The organism is Oribacterium sp. KHPX15 (assembly GCF_900107835.1).
Lineage (GTDB): Bacteria > Bacillota > Clostridia > Lachnospirales > Lachnospiraceae > Oribacterium.
Genome location: NZ_FNRG01000018.1, coordinates 17,719 through 32,937, shown reverse-complemented (window position 1 = coordinate 32,937; position 15,219 = coordinate 17,719). Strand labels below are relative to the sequence as shown.

Annotated in this window: 13 protein-coding genes; 12 read left to right on the top strand and 1 reads right to left on the bottom strand. The window is 45.0% G+C overall.

Annotated elements, in window-relative coordinates:
- Nucleotides 1–51: 51 nt before the first annotated feature.
- Both BLV86_RS11230 and BLV86_RS11225 read left to right on the top strand, forming a co-directional pair.
- A complete protein-coding gene (locus BLV86_RS11230; RefSeq protein WP_090817334.1) occupies nucleotides 52–870 on the top strand; it encodes a GDSL-type esterase/lipase family protein in 819 nt (272 codons plus the stop codon).
- Between the two features lie 126 nt (nucleotides 871–996).
- A complete protein-coding gene (locus BLV86_RS11225; RefSeq protein WP_090817331.1) occupies nucleotides 997–1,911 on the top strand; it encodes a GDSL-type esterase/lipase family protein in 915 nt (304 codons plus the stop codon).
- A 317-nt stretch (nucleotides 1,912–2,228) separates the two neighbouring features.
- Here BLV86_RS11225 and BLV86_RS11220 read toward each other — a convergent pair whose 3' ends face one another.
- Nucleotides 2,229–2,936 (bottom strand): flavin reductase family protein, encoded by a 708-nt coding sequence (locus BLV86_RS11220; protein WP_090817329.1) that lies wholly within the window; start codon nucleotides 2,934–2,936, stop codon nucleotides 2,229–2,231.
- Between the two features lie 250 nt (nucleotides 2,937–3,186).
- Here BLV86_RS11220 and BLV86_RS11215 point away from each other — a divergent pair, with 250 nt between their 5' ends.
- The 10 genes from BLV86_RS11215 (at nucleotide 3,187) to BLV86_RS11170 (ending at nucleotide 14,912) form a co-directional block, all read left to right on the top strand.
- Nucleotides 3,187–4,131 (top strand): GDSL-type esterase/lipase family protein, encoded by a 945-nt coding sequence (locus BLV86_RS11215; protein ID WP_175456523.1) that lies wholly within the window; start codon nucleotides 3,187–3,189, stop codon nucleotides 4,129–4,131.
- Between the two features lie 131 nt (nucleotides 4,132–4,262).
- Nucleotides 4,263–5,036, top strand: a complete 774-nt coding sequence (locus tag BLV86_RS11210) for a DUF4358 domain-containing protein (RefSeq protein ID WP_090817325.1) — start codon at nucleotides 4,263–4,265, stop codon at nucleotides 5,034–5,036.
- Between the two features lie 264 nt (nucleotides 5,037–5,300).
- Nucleotides 5,301–6,752, top strand: a complete 1,452-nt coding sequence (locus BLV86_RS11205; protein ID WP_090817323.1) for an MBOAT family O-acyltransferase — start codon at nucleotides 5,301–5,303, stop codon at nucleotides 6,750–6,752.
- 147 nt (nucleotides 6,753–6,899) lie between these two features.
- Nucleotides 6,900–8,108, top strand: a complete 1,209-nt coding sequence (locus BLV86_RS11200; RefSeq protein ID WP_175456522.1) for a DHHW family protein — start codon at nucleotides 6,900–6,902, stop codon at nucleotides 8,106–8,108.
- Nucleotides 8,109–8,360: 252 nt separating this feature from the next.
- Entirely contained in the window at nucleotides 8,361–9,941 is a 1,581-nt protein-coding gene (locus tag BLV86_RS11195) for a polysaccharide deacetylase family protein (RefSeq protein WP_175456521.1), read from the top strand.
- A 241-nt stretch (nucleotides 9,942–10,182) separates the two neighbouring features.
- Complete coding sequence (locus tag BLV86_RS11190; protein WP_090817316.1) at nucleotides 10,183–11,853, top strand: M3 family oligoendopeptidase; 1,671 nt, start codon at nucleotides 10,183–10,185, stop codon at nucleotides 11,851–11,853.
- Between the two features lie 287 nt (nucleotides 11,854–12,140).
- Entirely contained in the window at nucleotides 12,141–12,377 is a 237-nt protein-coding gene (locus tag BLV86_RS11185) for a hypothetical protein (protein ID WP_090817313.1), read from the top strand.
- A gap of 14 nt (nucleotides 12,378–12,391) precedes the next feature.
- Nucleotides 12,392–12,616, top strand: coding sequence for a hypothetical protein (locus tag BLV86_RS11180; protein WP_090817311.1), 225 nt, complete (start codon nucleotides 12,392–12,394; stop codon nucleotides 12,614–12,616).
- Nucleotides 12,617–12,688: 72 nt separating this feature from the next.
- Nucleotides 12,689–13,555 (top strand): pseudouridine synthase, encoded by an 867-nt coding sequence (locus BLV86_RS11175; protein ID WP_090817307.1) that lies wholly within the window; start codon nucleotides 12,689–12,691, stop codon nucleotides 13,553–13,555.
- A 190-nt stretch (nucleotides 13,556–13,745) separates the two neighbouring features.
- Nucleotides 13,746–14,912, top strand: a complete 1,167-nt coding sequence (locus BLV86_RS11170) for a DUF4317 domain-containing protein (RefSeq protein WP_090817304.1) — start codon at nucleotides 13,746–13,748, stop codon at nucleotides 14,910–14,912.
- Nucleotides 14,913–15,219: the final 307 nt, after the last annotated feature.

Sequence of the window (15,219 nt, the reverse complement as noted above, 5' to 3'; positions counted from 1 at the left end):
CTTTTGTGCTACAATACTCCTTGCAAATTATAATTAATAGAAGAGGTCTTTATGAGACAGATTAAAAAAATCGCAGCTTTGGCACTGGGCACAATGCTTGTATCCGGTGTTTGCAGTTTTGGGTCCCTTGCTGCCGCCACAGGAATTTCTGCAGTGGATTTCGGCAATTACAGTTCAGATGCGTCTGCCGCAGCAGGTACGATGCCGGGCACAGGCATCAGCACTCTCAGCACTCCGGGATTTTCCGTTGATGATGCCCTGGATCAGTTTTTCCAGAACTCTGTCATCGTCGGAAACTCTATCGGAAAAGGCTTTGGTCTTTACGCTTATGATCACAAAGAGGATCCTGTGCTTAAGAATTTCCAGGCACTTACTGCCAACGGTTTCTCCATTCAACGTGCTTTTGATGGTATCAGTACTACAAGCTACCACCCAATGTACATGGGACAGCAGCGCTACGTTTGGGATTCCATCCAGCTTATGGGTGCGAAGCACGTATACCTTTCTTTCGGAACAACCGAGGTTCAGGTTCCCACAGTTCTTGAGGATTATCAGAGGCTTATCAATCAGATCAAGGCTGTTAATCCTGATGTTGACATAACTGTGATCAGTGCCACCTACATTTACCCGGGCAAGTACCACGGTACCATGACAAGTGCCAATGTTAAAGCCTTCAACATAGCCATGGAGCAGATCTGCGCACAAAACGGCTGGGGCTTTATCAATGTTGCAGACCTCCTGGCAGACGCTAACGGAGATCTGAATCCGATTTACAGCTCTGACGAGTATATCCACCAGAACGACCTGGCCTATGACATTTGGACAAATTCGCTCAAGGAATATGCTCTTAAAAAGATGGGACTTGCATAATAAAAAATAAAGTACTATACCAAATATACCTGAAGGATTTTTACCGTACCTTCATGCGGTAGTGTAGGTTTCGACAATATGATACATTTATTGTAAATAAAAGAAATTATAAGAGGAGTAGAGAGTATGAAAAAGTTATTAAAGAAGGCAGCAATCATTGCACTTGCTTCATCTATGATCGTTTCATCCGGCATTATTTCAATGGCAGAAGAGACTGCCGCAGCTCAGGAAACTCAGGCTGCCACAGAGCTTTCCCAGGATCCGGTTGTTAATGCTCAGGAAGATCAGCGCGTGGTTGATTTTTACAAGGATTCCCTTATCATCGGTGATTCAGTGGCAGACGGTTTCAGGAGATATGCTATTGCGAGAAGTGCTAATCCGATCCTTGCAAACCTTAAGTTCATAACCATGCCGAGCTATAGCATGGATGAGGAGCTTAAGCCCATTGGAACAGAAGGCGTTAGACATTTATGGTATGGCGGAGCTCAGCATTATGCCTATGAGATGGTTGGTATAATGGGTGCAAAGCATGTTTATATTTCTCTTGGTCTTAATGATATTCAGGGTCGTCCAAGTGAGGTTTTCGAGAATTACAAAACCTACATCGGACAGATCAAGGCTGCAAATCCGGATGTAGACATTACTATCATAAGTACAACTTACATTTATTCAAGTCATCAGTCTTCAATTAAAGGCGTTAAGAGCTGGGCATTTGACAATGATACAGTACGTAAGCTTAATGCTTCCATGCAGGAATATGCCGCACAGAACGGATATGGCTACATAGATATCGCTAACCGCCTTGCAGATGCAAACGGAAATCTGAACCCTGTTTACTGTACAGACCAGAAAATCCATCAGAATGATGATGCTTATGCTATCTGGGTTCAGTGTCTCCGTGAGTATGCGGCAGCTCAGAACTATGTTCATGCCAATGATGCAGCTGCCTCTGCAGGTGAAACTGCCACAACCGAAACTACTGCAGCCGGTTCAGAAGGTGAAGTGATTCCTGTTGTTCCTGTTGTTCCGGTACAGGCGTGATGATACCGAAAGATTATTTAATGGTACAGAAAATGTAAGGGACGTGTGACGGCCCACGAGATTGAAAGAACAACCCCGCGGACATGTTCGCCCAGTATGCACAGGTGTGTGCATACTGATCGGACATGTCCGCGGGGTTGTTCTTTCAACTCCAAGGAGAAAATGCCATCAGAATGCGCTACGCGCAGGCATTTTCGTTTGATTTCGGCTTACGCCGAAACAGCCTCGCCGCCTGGTGGCATCAGCATTTCTCACGAAACGCTGATCAGGCAAGCCTAGCCACCCATCCCTTGCATTTTCTTCACGTTTTCTATTTATTAAAATCTGTTTTTCTTATCTGAAGGTTTTTGGCTGGAAGGTTTCTTCTTGCTGGTTTTTCTATTGGTAGTTGGTTTCGCAGAGGTGTTGACCTTTTCCGCAGTTTTCTTTATTCCGGAGTGTTGTTTCTTTACCGGCAGCGGTTTCTTTCTGACGGAATACCCAAAACTGCCCAGTTTCTCTCCGAGGGACATGTAGTCGCCGTGGGAGTAGGCTACGAGGCCTACCTGATCCATGTGGAAGGCGCCTTTTTCATCGATGAACTGTTCGTCTACACGAACGGCGACAACTTCTGCGAGGAACATGTCATGGCTTCCCAGAGGGAGCACTTGAGTCACCTTGCACTCGATGGAAACGGGGGCTTCTTTGATGGAGGGGGCGGAAACCATGGCAGACTCTTCTTCGTGGAGCCCCATTTCTTTCCACTTGTCGACGGTGGCAATGCTTCTGACGCCGCAATAATCAAGGGCTTTTACAAGTTTTTCGTCCGGGAGATTTATGACAAATTCACCGGATTCCCTTAGCATGGGGTAGCTGCCTCTGTTTTTTCGTACGGAAATATATGTCATGGGTGGATCGGAACATATGGTGCCGGTCCAGGCAACGGTCAGGATGTTTGTTCTGCCGGATCTGTCTTTAAGGCTTACCATTACGGCAGGAACAGGATATATGAAATTACCGGGTTTTTTAAATGTTATCTTACTCATAGGAATAATCTAAGTTTTGTACTCCTTATCGTCAAGTATATTTAAGAAAACTTGCTGCCGGCATCAGCTATAATAGAGTAGATTCTTTTTATCGTCAGCTTATATTGGGATTCTTAAGTGACGAAATATTAAAACGGAATGTGTTTAAGAGGGTTTTAACAAACCTTAATTATAAGAGAACCGGCTTTATCTGCATCTGTATATCAGATAATATTATGGTTCAGGAACATGCATTAATATGGGAGGAAATATGAGAAACAGAAAGCTTGCAGCGGCATTGATGTGTGCCGTTTTGGCCATAACACCGGTTTTGACAACATTTGCGGATACACCGGCTTCTTCGACGGAAACTTCGGAAAACGGTGTCATAGGTCCTACAGTGGGGGCACAAACCGGTGATTCTACAACGGGAACAACAGAAGAAACGTTTCCTCAGGGAATGACAGAGGAGGAAATCCTTCAGGAGCAGCAGAATAGAGCGTGGCTGGAAGAGCAGTTAAGGCTTCAGGCTGAGGCTATGCACGCTTTTGAAATAGGAAACTTTTTCAAGGATTCTGTTCTGGTGGGGGATTCCGTAGCACTGGGTTTCTCAAATTATGCTGTGAAAAACGGGGCATTTCCTATTTTTCAGAATCTCAAATTCCTTACCAGAGGAAGTTACTCTGTTCACAATGCATTTTCGGCTATTACGAGTAAGTCCTGTCATCCCATATATCAGGGGCAGCAGAAATATGCCTGGGATTCTCTGAAGCTTATGGGAGCAAAACACATTTATACATTTTTCGGGCTGAACGATCTTTATGCCGGCGTTGACAATACCGTTGCAACGTATCTTCAGTTTATAGCAAAAGTTCAGTCAGAGATCCCGGGAATAGAGATCACCATCATCAGCACAACGCCGATGTACAGGGGCTCTGAAAAGAAGAATCTGAACAATGCAAACATCCGGGCGCTTAATGCACAGATGGCAGCATTGGCGGCGGAAAACGGCTGGGGTTATGTGGATATTGCGTCAAGGCTTTGCGACAGTGACGGATGTCTTTCAAAGGTTTACTGCAGCGACAGTTATGTGCATGAGACCAATGCCGCATATCAGGTATGGCAGGCTGCACTTGAGGAATATGCTGAGGCACATCTTAACGATGTACAGCCTGAATCGGAAGATGATCAGGAACAGACCACGGAAACACAGTAAATTTTGCTTTGTTTAGGAAAAACGAAAATTTCATCTTTACGTTGTTAAAATTGAAATTAGTCTTTATAATGGTGCAAGGATTTTATAATCCTTGCATTAATTATGTATAGAGTTCAAAGGGGAGAAACAATATGAGAAAGACTATAGTAGCAACAACACTCGCGGTAATCACAGCATCAGCACTTATGCTTAACGGATGCGGCAAGAAGGCAGAAGCAGAGGCTGTTACAACAGCAGCAGTAGAGACAACCGCAGTCGCTGAGGAAACAACAGCTGAGGAGACCACAACAGCAGCAGAGGAAACAACAGCTGCGGCAGAGGAGACTACAGCAGCCGCAGAAGAAACAACAGCTGCAGCAGAAGAGTCATCAGAGTCAGAGGAAGAGTCAACAGAGGAGTCTTCTAAAGAGGAAGAAACCACTGAGGAAACAACAAAAGAAGAGACAACTACAGCGGAAGAAACAACAGTAGAGGAGACAACTGTAGAAGAGACAACAGCCGAGGAGACCAAGGCTCAGTCATCAGGTGCAGATCCAAGCGCTATTTACAGCCAGGTTACAGGTCTTCTTCCCGGTATGATCAATGTTGATGCAAACTATATCGCAAACTATTACGGAATCGATGCATCACAGCTTGAGGGTTACGTTTTCGCTATGGCTGAGGATGTAACACATGCAGACACAGTTGCCATCCTTAAGGCAAAGGATGCTTCAAGCGTGGCAGCACTTGCAGGTCAGCTCAGTGCAGTTCAGCAGCAGAAGGCACAGGAGCTTCAGGATTACATGCCTGACCAGTATCAGATCGTTGCAGCAAGCTCAGTTAAGACTGCCGGTAACTATGTTTACCTTGTAATGTCTCCAAATGCTGCAGCTATCGAGCAGACCATCGCTTCAAACATCGGCTGATCGTAACATCTCAATAGAAGATAATTTTTGAAGAGTCGGAGGGCATCCATTAAAAACGTGGAGCCCTCCGGCTTTGATTTTATCCACCGGGTATCCGCGGGGACGGTTCTCGCCGGCGGATACCCGGTGGATTTCATAAGGATTCACTCTTATTTTATGAACTGTTATTTACATTTATCAAAAGTGTTTGCCACCTTCGGAGTTTGATTGTAAGATAGGGACGTTGTGTATTTATAAAAGTTTTATTAATTGGAGCATTAAAGTATGGTTTTCAGCAGTATTCCATTTTTGTTCTTTTTCCTTCCGTTGTGCCTGATCCTATATTATCTGGTGCCGTTCAAGGTGAAGAATTATATCCTTCTTGTCTTTTCACTGGTGTTTTATGCCTGGGGGGAGCCCATATATATTCTCCTCATGCTGTTCGAGACTCTTTCGGACTATACACTGGGACGGATTATGGACAAGGCTGCAGACGGATCGATCCGCAGGAAAATGTGCCTTGCACTGTCCGTCATCATCGATCTTTCGGTGCTGGGATTCTTCAAGTATACAGACTTCCTTATAGAGTCCGTTAATGCTTTCGCCGGGACAGCATTCACACCCCTGGGCCTTGGTCTTCCTATAGGAATAAGCTTTTTTACCTTCCAGACCATGAGTTACACCATCGATCTTTATAAGAAGGAAGTGGCGGTTGAGAAGAACTATTTCTATTATCTGACTTATGTTTCCATGTTCCCTCAGCTGATCGCGGGACCTATAGTCAGATTTTCAACGGTTAACGAAGAGCTCCATGAGCGTAAGATCGATTTTGAAGGTTTTATCCAGGGCGGACTCAGATTCCTGCAGGGTCTTTTCAAAAAGGTTCTTCTGGCCAATACCATCGGATCGCTTTGGGAAGTTATAAAGGCGGCAGCATTTGCCTCAACAGGAGAGCTTAGCGTTTTGAGTTCCTGGCTTGGAGCCATGTGCTTTACCCTCCAGCTTTACTTTGATTTCAGCGCCTACAGTGATATGGCCATCGGTATGGGAAGGATGCTTGGCTTCCATTATCTTGAGAACTTCAATTACCCGCTGAGTGCAGTCTCAGTAACGGATTTCTGGAGACGCTGGCACATTTCCCTCAGCACCTGGTTCCGTGATTATGTATACATTCCGCTGGGAGGCAACCGTCACGGAGAGCTTAAGCAGCTTAGAAATATGTTTGTGGTATGGTTCCTGACAGGTCTCTGGCACGGTGCGGCATGGAACTTCATCCTCTGGGGACTTTTCTACGGAGTGCTTCTGGCCCTTGAGAAGAATATATGGGGCAAGGCTCTCGGGAAGCTGCCGGGAGTTTTACAGCATCTGTATGCCATGTTCATATATGTAACGGGATTTGTTATTTTCGTGTTTGATGATATGGGACAGCTGGGACATTATCTCAAAATCATGTTCGGAATGTCCGGAGCCCCTGTGGTTAATGCTGATATCCTGTGGTATCTCAGAAACAATTTTCTCATTCTCATACTGGGATGCATCATTTCCTTCCCGGTATACCCGTGGTTAAGAGGAAAGCTCAGAAGCGCTGCAAAGGGCAATGGCGGGCTTTCGGAGATGATCACCAGGGAGACATTTATCACTATCCTAAGGTCTTCTTTCTATATCATCCTGTTCTTCCTGACAACAGCGTATCTGGTAAACGATACCTACAATCCGTTCCTTTATTTCCGTTTTTGATGAGGAATGGTTTAATATCAATGAACCGCTTATCAATAGTGGTTCGCCAAAACCTATGGCTGATGCAATGATTTTCAAAGGAAATTTTTATTTCTCCAACCCATAAGATCATTCAAGGCATCGGCGTTTGATAATTGGAGTTTTATGATGCAAAACAAATCGAATAAAAATGAAGATTTACTTCTCTGGGGTGTCCGGAATGTGGGTAATGTCATCACCGTGATGACCGTCACTCTGGCTATACTGGTTTTCGGAGTCTGGTTTCTGGCTTCTCCGAAGCAGGAATTCAGCGAGAGCGAGAACCGTCAGCTGGCATTGTGGCCCACCTATACATTTCAGTCTCTGAAGGATGGCTCCTACATGAGCAGCATTCAGAAGTACCTGTCAGACCACTTTCCTGCCCGTGACCAATTCATGACCCTGAAGACCAAGGCCGAGATTATGATGGGAAAGCAGGAGATCAACAATATCTATATCGCTAAGGACGGCTATCTCATCGAAGCCTATGATGAGCCGAAGCAGAATGAAAAGATCATCACCCAGTACGGAAAGCTTTATCAGGACATAACCACTGATGCGAAAAACAACATTAAGCTGATGCTGGTGCCTACGGCGGTGACTGTTTATAATGACAAGCTTCCTGCTTCTGCACCCGACAGGGGAGTGCTTAAGCAGCTTGAGACTATGAATAAGATTTATGAGGCGCGTCCTGAGATGAAGCGCATCGACTGCTATCAGGGGCTTCTTGAGGCCGCTCAGGCTGAAAAGACAGCTTCGGAATTCACGCCGCTTTACTATCACACGGATCATCACTGGACCACCTACGGTGCCTATGTGGCGTACAGAGAGTATTGCAAGGCCGAAGGCATTGAGCCGCTTCCGGAAGAGGCATTCACAAAAACCGTTGTCACAGACAGCTTCAGGGGTACGGTTTACTCAAAGCTTAACGACACCACAGTACCCGGGGAGGAGATAACCATCTATGAGAATCCGGACAATGCTTTGACCGTGGACTACACCGACTCGCATGAGGTTACCGATACCCTTTACAACAGGGATTATCTGGAGAAAAAGGATAAGTACTCCATGTTCCTTAATAACCTTCATCCTCTTATAGAGATCACCAACGAGACTGCGGATTCCGACAAGGTCATGGTTCTCGTTAAGGACAGCTACGCAAATTCCATTGTGCCGTTCCTTGTAAATCACTATAAGAAGATATATGTTTTTGATACCCGTTACTACCGTTTCGGTCCGGCGTCCTTCATCAACGAACATCCGGATGTTACGGATGTGCTGGTGCTTTACAATATGAACACTATTGATACGGACCTCGGAATCGGGGGAATCTTCTGAGGAAACATCGGTTTAATCGTGACAGTTCAGCCGGTAGACTACGGGGACGGGGTTGGTGGTTCATTTTAGAAAAATGAACCACCAACCCCGTCCCCATGGTCTACCGGCTGAGCTGTTGTTTTTATACATCAAATATTATTCTCCTATTATGATTTTTTATACTACAAAAAATAGATTGTATGTTAGAATAATTCCAGTATAATGATGTTGATAAATCGATATAACAAATTTGATGATAAAGAAGTAATAAAAATGGCAGGTAATTATAATAATCAAAGATATTCAGATAATCATGCAAGGGGCGGAAGCGGTGTACGTAGCCGAAACGCTTCATATAATTCCCGGGGAGTCCGTTCGGGGTCTCAGGGAAGCGGGCGGCACTCTTCAGGTGGAGGCTCCGGCAGGAACCGTGTTATAACCAATGCTGAGAAAGAGGCAATGCGGGAAAAAAGGCTTAAAAAGATACGTCAGAAAAAGGCACGTCAGAGGGCTTATACCTACAGGGTTATTTTCCTGAGCGTTTGTGCTCTTTTTGTATTTGGCCTCTGGAAGGGCGTTACCGGCATTACCGGCTATATAGAAAACAGCCGTCAGGAAAAAATCGATGCCATGCAGAACATCGAGATCAACAAGGGTAATGACGCCATCGATGTGGCTGAGTCGGTGATTGCGGTTACAGAAGCAAGCACAGAAGCCACAGTTGAGACCACTGAGGCCTACGACCCCACCAAGGTGTTCTCAAACGGACGTTATGTGGATACCACAAAGCCTATGGTGGCTCTCACCTGGGATGACGGTCCTAATGGAAGTACCGGTGAAGCTATCATGGATGTTCTCGAAAAATACAATGGTCGCGGTACCTTCTTCGTTGTAGGAAACCGTGTTGACGAGTTCGCCTCCGAGATTCAGAGAATGGCCGCGAACGGTCATGAGATTGCGAACCACAGCTGGGATCACGACACAAAGCTTTCAAAGAATTCCTCTGACTATATCGTGCAGGAATTTGCAAAGACCAATGCAAAGGTACAGGAGGTTGCCGGCGTAACACCGGTACTTGCACGTCTTCCGGGCGGAATCATTTCCGATACGGTGAAAAGCAGCATTACGATGCCTCTTATCTTCTGGTCTGTAGATACTCTGGACTGGAAACACAAGGATGCGGATAAAGTTGTCGAATCTATAAAATCTGAGATTTCGGATGGCGGTATCGTTCTCATGCATGAGCTTTATAAATCCACTCAGGCAGCCTGTGAAGAGATTATCCCATGGCTGGCACAGCAGGGTTATCAGCTTGTTACGGTTTCAGAGCTTATACAGTTCAGAAATGCTGAAGTTGTGGGCGGAAACGGAAAGCAGTACAGCAGCTTCCCTCCTACGGAAACAGTAGCGGAAACCACTGTGTCAGAAACCGCGGCAGCTTCATCGGATAACACAGCGGCTTCATCAGAAACTCAGGCGACAGCCTCTTCCAAGGAAGAAAAATCAGATGGAACATCCTCTGAAAAGTCTTCTTCAAACAGCGAGGATTCAACCCAGAGCAGCAAGAGTAAGAGTAAAAGCGAGGACAATGACAATCACAGTACGCAGGTTATTCCCGGAGCAGATGATGCTCAGGATAATGTTTCCGAAGGCCCGGCTTCCCAGGATAACAGTGAGGTGATCGAAGCCCCTGCGGAAGCAGCTGATGATGGTGATGTCTATGTTCCTACAGAAGCCCAGGCAGCTCAGGCAGTTTCAGAAACCGCCTGGTGGATGGCAGGCCCGGCAGATCAGGCTTCACCCGGAGGGGATGCTCAGGCTGATGCCATTCAGGCAATGGATGCACCGGGTTAAAAAACCTATACATCGTGAATATAATATGATACATTTGCCTCGTTCTTTGGCAGCGTCGGTTTAAACATATCCCCCTCGACGGGAAACCGATTCAGATCTTCGATTCTTCATTGAATGGAAGATTTTCCAAAGGACGAGGCATTTTTTGCTATTTATACATTTGCTGCTAAGGAATATCCTGAATGATATTCGTCTGACAGATATTCAGGTTCAAAAACAGTATTGAGAAGGAGACATTGGAATGAAATTTTCAGAGATGCCTTATGAGCGCATAGATTTCAAGAAACTTACTAAGGATTTCAAGGAACTTGAGGATAGATTTGAAAAAGCGGAAAGCGGTGAAGAGCAGTTCAGAATCCATCAGGAATTTTATCTCATATACAATCATGTGATGACGGAATCACAGATTGCCATGATCCGCTCGGATATCGATATGTCCGACGAAAAGCTTCTGGAGGAGCAGGAATACTTTGATGAGAACATGCCCATTTTCCAGAACCTGGTGGTCTCATATCGAAAGAAGCTTTTTAACTCCCCCTTTAGGCCATATCTTGAGGAGAAGATCGGAAAGGTGGCGTTCAAAAACATTGAACTCGCCATGAAGGCGGTTGATGACAAGCTCATTCCTCTCATGCAGGAGGAAAACAAGCTTCAGACCGAATACAACAAGCTTCTTGCAAGTGCAAGAATTGACTGGAATGGAGAAGAGCTGAATCTGAGCCTCATGAGCCCGTATCTCAACAATAAGGACAGGAGCATAAGAAAGGAAGCCTGGGAAAAGTTCAGTGCCTTCTTTTCGGTTCACCAGGAAGAGCTGGATGACTTTTATGATAAGCTGGTGAAGAACAGAACAAAGCAGGGCGAGCTTATGGGGCATGAGGATTATCTTCCGTTAGGTTACGCCCGAATGAACAGAAACAGTTTTGGGCGTTCAGACATTCAGGAGTTCCGGAAGCAGGTAAAGAGAGATTTTGTTCCCTTTGCGGAAAAGCTTCATGATCTGAGAAGACGTCAGCTGGGACTTAACAAGCTTAGCTACATTGATGAAGGTGTTTACTTTACAAATGGCAACCCTGCACCGGTGGGAACTCCGGAACAGATACTTGCGGCAGGTCAAAAGATGTACAATGATCTTTCTCCTGAGACCGGACGATTCATTAACTTCATGTGCGATTCAGAGCTTTTCGATGTTCTGGGAAGAAAGAATAAAAAGACCGGGGGCTATATGACCATGCTTCATGACTACCGGGCGCCTTTTGTATTTGCAAACTTCAACGGAACCTCAGGGGATGCGGATGTCATAACCCATGAGTGCGGACACGCCTTCCAGGGATACATTACCGCTGATGATCCCATCATTGAGCACAATGACATTACCATGGAAATTGCCGAGACGCACTCAATGTCCATGGAATTTTTCACCGAACCCTGGATGCCGCTTATCTTCGGAAACCGTTCCGATGACTATATAAAGATGCATTTCATGGATGCTGTTATGTTCATTCCTTACGGAACCATGGTAGACGAATTCCAGGATATCATTTACAAAGATCCGGGGCTTTCACCGAAGGCCAGAAACGAGGTCTGGAGAGAGCTGGAGCGTCAGTATAAGCCGCACCTTGATTACACGGGTAATGCCTACTACGAGCACGGAGGCTACTGGCAGCGTCAGCATCACATCTATGACAGCCCGCTCTACTACATTGACTACTGCATTGCCGGTGCCAATGCCCTCCAGTACAAGGTCCGTATGGACAGGGATTACCGCGAGGCCTGGGAAAGCTATCTTAAGCTTTGCAAGCTCTCAGCTTCGGATTTCTACAATGAATTAATGAAAAAAGCCGGCCTCGATAACGTCTTCGAAGACGGGTGCCTGAAATATATCGTTAAGAAGCTGGATGAGAGATTTTGAGTTTAACGGTATTAGAAAAAATAAGATTAAATCAGTCCAAACAAGACTCTGCGAAAATGAGCAGGGTCTTTTTTAATTCGCGATATAGTCTGAATTCAGACAATATGAATTATTCTAATGCTGTGATATGATTTCCGGGTCTAAAGAAACACGGTTAACAGAAAAGCGATTTATAGCAATATTACCCCAAGCATGATACAATATCCTTTACTAATGAGGATTCCTGACGGGTATACAGAGGGAGTCCTTTAGGGCTTTCTCTATTTAATAATTTATGGAGAAAGAATATGAAAGAAATATTTAGATGCGACATGAACGGAGTACCATATTTGTTTCCGAGTCTTAAGCTGGAAAATGCAGAGATAGCAAAAGTTTGTCATGAAATTAGTACGAACTATGGAAAATATAAAGGTAAAGAGTTTATTATGCATAGAACGAAAGACTTAGACAGGAATTGCTGTATCTATTTCGTGGAAAACCGAGGATACGGAGACTACAATATTGTTGGAAAATATTATGATTAAAAGGAGTTTGGCATATGAAAGAACTAATAAAGCTGTTAAGTAACATATCAGACGCATATGATGACTTCATTTTCGGTACAATAAATTATGCTAAGAAAGATCCTTCTCACATAGAAATTCTAAAGGATTATATGAGTGGTAAAAGTGATTTAACTTCCAGCGATGTAATTGCTTTTATTATGAAACAACCGGATTTTCATAATTACAGCGCCACTAAAAAAATGCAGAGTGCCGGCTAAAGGATAACTAAAATGCTCTCAACTTCGGTTGGGAGTATTTTTCTGATATTAAACATTAAAAGAGAGAAATATATGCGTTTAGACAAGTATCTTGCCGATATGGGTGTCGGCAGCAGAAGTGATATAAAAAAGGCAATAAGAAAGTGCAAAGTCATTGTGGACGGAGAGGTGATTCGCGAATCGGGCTTCGAAGTCCCGGAGGGAGCGGTCATTACTTTTTTTGATGAAGAAATAAGGTATGAAAAATACCAATATTATATGCTGAATAAGCCTGCCGGAGTTATCTCGGCAAGCGAGGACAAACGTCAGACCACAGTGGTGGGCCTGATCCGGGATGATGAGTTCGGAGGTCAGGCGCGGAAGGATATTTTCCCGGTAGGACGTCTCGACAAGGATACAGAGGGGCTCCTGATCATCACAAATGACGGGCAGCTTGCACATAGACTTCTGGCACCTAAGCACCACATAGATAAGGTTTACTATGCGGTGGTTTCGGGAGAGGTTAGTGAAGAGGATGGCAGGATGTTCAAAAAAGGCATCCGCTTCGACGAGCATCTGACGGCAATGCCTGCGGGACTTGAGATCCTTAGTACCAGAAAGACAGTAAAGGAGCTTGCAGATAAGCTTCAGCTCACTGTGGATCCGGAAAGGTTCGAGAGAGTGCGTTTGTCCGGAGCTGATTTTAAAGGCGCAGAGGAAGCTGCCGATGTCAATGCAGAAACATTGTGCTCTGAAATCAAGGTGACGATTCAGGAAGGCAAGTTCCATCAGATTAAGAAAATGATCAGAGCCCTTCCGGGAGGAAAGGATGTGCTCTACCTCAAGAGGATGTCCATGGGAAGCATTGAACTTGACGAAAGTCTGGCACCCGGAGAGTACAGGAGCCTGACGGAAGAGGAGATACAGATACTGAAAAATGACTGTTCCGGTGAGCTTTGAAGCTTGAAGGGCGAAATGTCATTATCTTTGGATGATGAAAGAGTATGGCGCTTGTAGGTTTCAGGAGGAAACTATGAAGGAATCCTTTCTGATTCTTTTGATCTGCTAAAAAACCGTGGGATTTCCACGATTAAATATGTGGACAGGATCGGCAAGTGCCAAAAATGGATAAATACGGAATGGAGAATAAATGGACAAGAAGTCAGTAAGTGAGATTAAGTCAAAGTGTTTCAATAAAAATGATTGCCGCATAGACCGTATGCGGGCATGCTATGTCAACGAAGAGAAGGAAAAGATTTCCGCCTTCCATGACATGTTTCTTCAGCTGGAGGAGGCCGAAAGATCTAAATATTGCGAGATCTTCAAGCGTTCCATGTCCGGCAAGTTCGGCCGCAATCTTTTTAACGTGGAGTTCCCTGCGGCAGAGGAGATGCCCGGGGGACACCAGGAATTTCTGTATCGCCTCAAGCAGTCAGAGCTTAAGGATGATGCTCTTGTGGAGGAATTTTTTGACAAGATCATCGGGACCTACAGTTATCCCGGAAAGTACCTTATCATACTGAGCCACGGAGTTTACGACATCCCCCTGAAGCTGAAGGACCAGACAATTCTTGAAGACGCAAGTGAGTATGTGTACAGCTTTATCCTGTGTTCCATCTGTCCGGTGGAGCTTCTGAGAGAGGGACTTTGCTACGATGCCGCGGCTCAAACCTTTATGAGCCGCACCAATGACTGGGGCGTGAAGAATCCGGAGTCAGCATTCCTGTTCCCGGCTTTCAATTTCCGGAACATGGACATTCACAATTCACTCTATTATACGAGACATCCTGAGGAAAGACATGAGGAGATAGTGCTGGATATTCTGGGAACCGAGCTCAGCAGAACAGAGAAAGACCAGCAACATGTATTCAGGGAGATTATTGAGACAACTCTTTCCGGAGACTGCACTTTTGAGACAGTAAGGAGCATTTCCGAAGAGGTCAACGAGATGATCCGTGAGAATCAGAACGATAAGGATTCTGACGATCATGTAGAGCTTGGAAAAGGCGAGATTAAGAGACTTCTTGCCTCCAACGGCGCAAGCGAGGAACAGCTTCACCAGTTTGAGAGAATCTACGAGGAAGCTGTGGGGGACGATAATTCACCACTGGTTGCTGAGAACATTCAGGATCAGAAACACTTAGTGGTGAAGTCACTTACCATGAAACTTGATATAAAGTCCGAGAGTGCCGATCTTGTAGAGACCCGTGTCATCGACGGAAGAGAGTATCTGCTGATTCCCATCGCTGATGACATCGAAGTTAACGGAATAAAGATACGTCAGAACCTGAAGCCGGTGAAGGTGGCAGAAGAGTAAAAGATGAAGGCGGCGGAAAAGCACACATTTAAAGTGGATTTAAGTCGTCTCTATGACCTATATCTCTAAAACCGGATTATGAGTCAAGGACAGGTCCGATTTCCGATGACCTATATTTGAAAAATAGGATTGTGAGTCAATTGAAAATCTGATCACCCATGACTCATATTTGAAAATAAAGGAATATGAGTCAAGGAAGAGACTGATCAAGCATGACTCAAATCTGAAAATAAAGGAATATGAGTCAAGGAAGAGACTGATCAAGCATGACTCATATTTGAAAATAAAGGAATATGAGTCAAGGAAG

Coding starts and splice junctions, on each gene's coding strand:
- BLV86_RS11230 (WP_090817334.1), top strand. CDS start 52: ATGAGACAGATTAAAAAAATCGCAGCTTTGGCACTGGGCACAATGCTT.
- BLV86_RS11225 (WP_090817331.1), top strand. CDS start 997: ATGAAAAAGTTATTAAAGAAGGCAGCAATCATTGCACTTGCTTCATCT.
- BLV86_RS11220 (WP_090817329.1), bottom strand. CDS start 2,936: ATGAGTAAGATAACATTTAAAAAACCCGGTAATTTCATATATCCTGTT.
- BLV86_RS11215 (WP_175456523.1), top strand. CDS start 3,187: ATGAGAAACAGAAAGCTTGCAGCGGCATTGATGTGTGCCGTTTTGGCC.
- BLV86_RS11210 (WP_090817325.1), top strand. CDS start 4,263: ATGAGAAAGACTATAGTAGCAACAACACTCGCGGTAATCACAGCATCA.
- BLV86_RS11205 (WP_090817323.1), top strand. CDS start 5,301: ATGGTTTTCAGCAGTATTCCATTTTTGTTCTTTTTCCTTCCGTTGTGC.
- BLV86_RS11200 (WP_175456522.1), top strand. CDS start 6,900: ATGCAAAACAAATCGAATAAAAATGAAGATTTACTTCTCTGGGGTGTC.
- BLV86_RS11195 (WP_175456521.1), top strand. CDS start 8,361: ATGGCAGGTAATTATAATAATCAAAGATATTCAGATAATCATGCAAGG.
- BLV86_RS11190 (WP_090817316.1), top strand. CDS start 10,183: ATGAAATTTTCAGAGATGCCTTATGAGCGCATAGATTTCAAGAAACTT.
- BLV86_RS11185 (WP_090817313.1), top strand. CDS start 12,141: ATGAAAGAAATATTTAGATGCGACATGAACGGAGTACCATATTTGTTT.
- BLV86_RS11180 (WP_090817311.1), top strand. CDS start 12,392: ATGAAAGAACTAATAAAGCTGTTAAGTAACATATCAGACGCATATGAT.
- BLV86_RS11175 (WP_090817307.1), top strand. CDS start 12,689: ATGCGTTTAGACAAGTATCTTGCCGATATGGGTGTCGGCAGCAGAAGT.
- BLV86_RS11170 (WP_090817304.1), top strand. CDS start 13,746: ATGGACAAGAAGTCAGTAAGTGAGATTAAGTCAAAGTGTTTCAATAAA.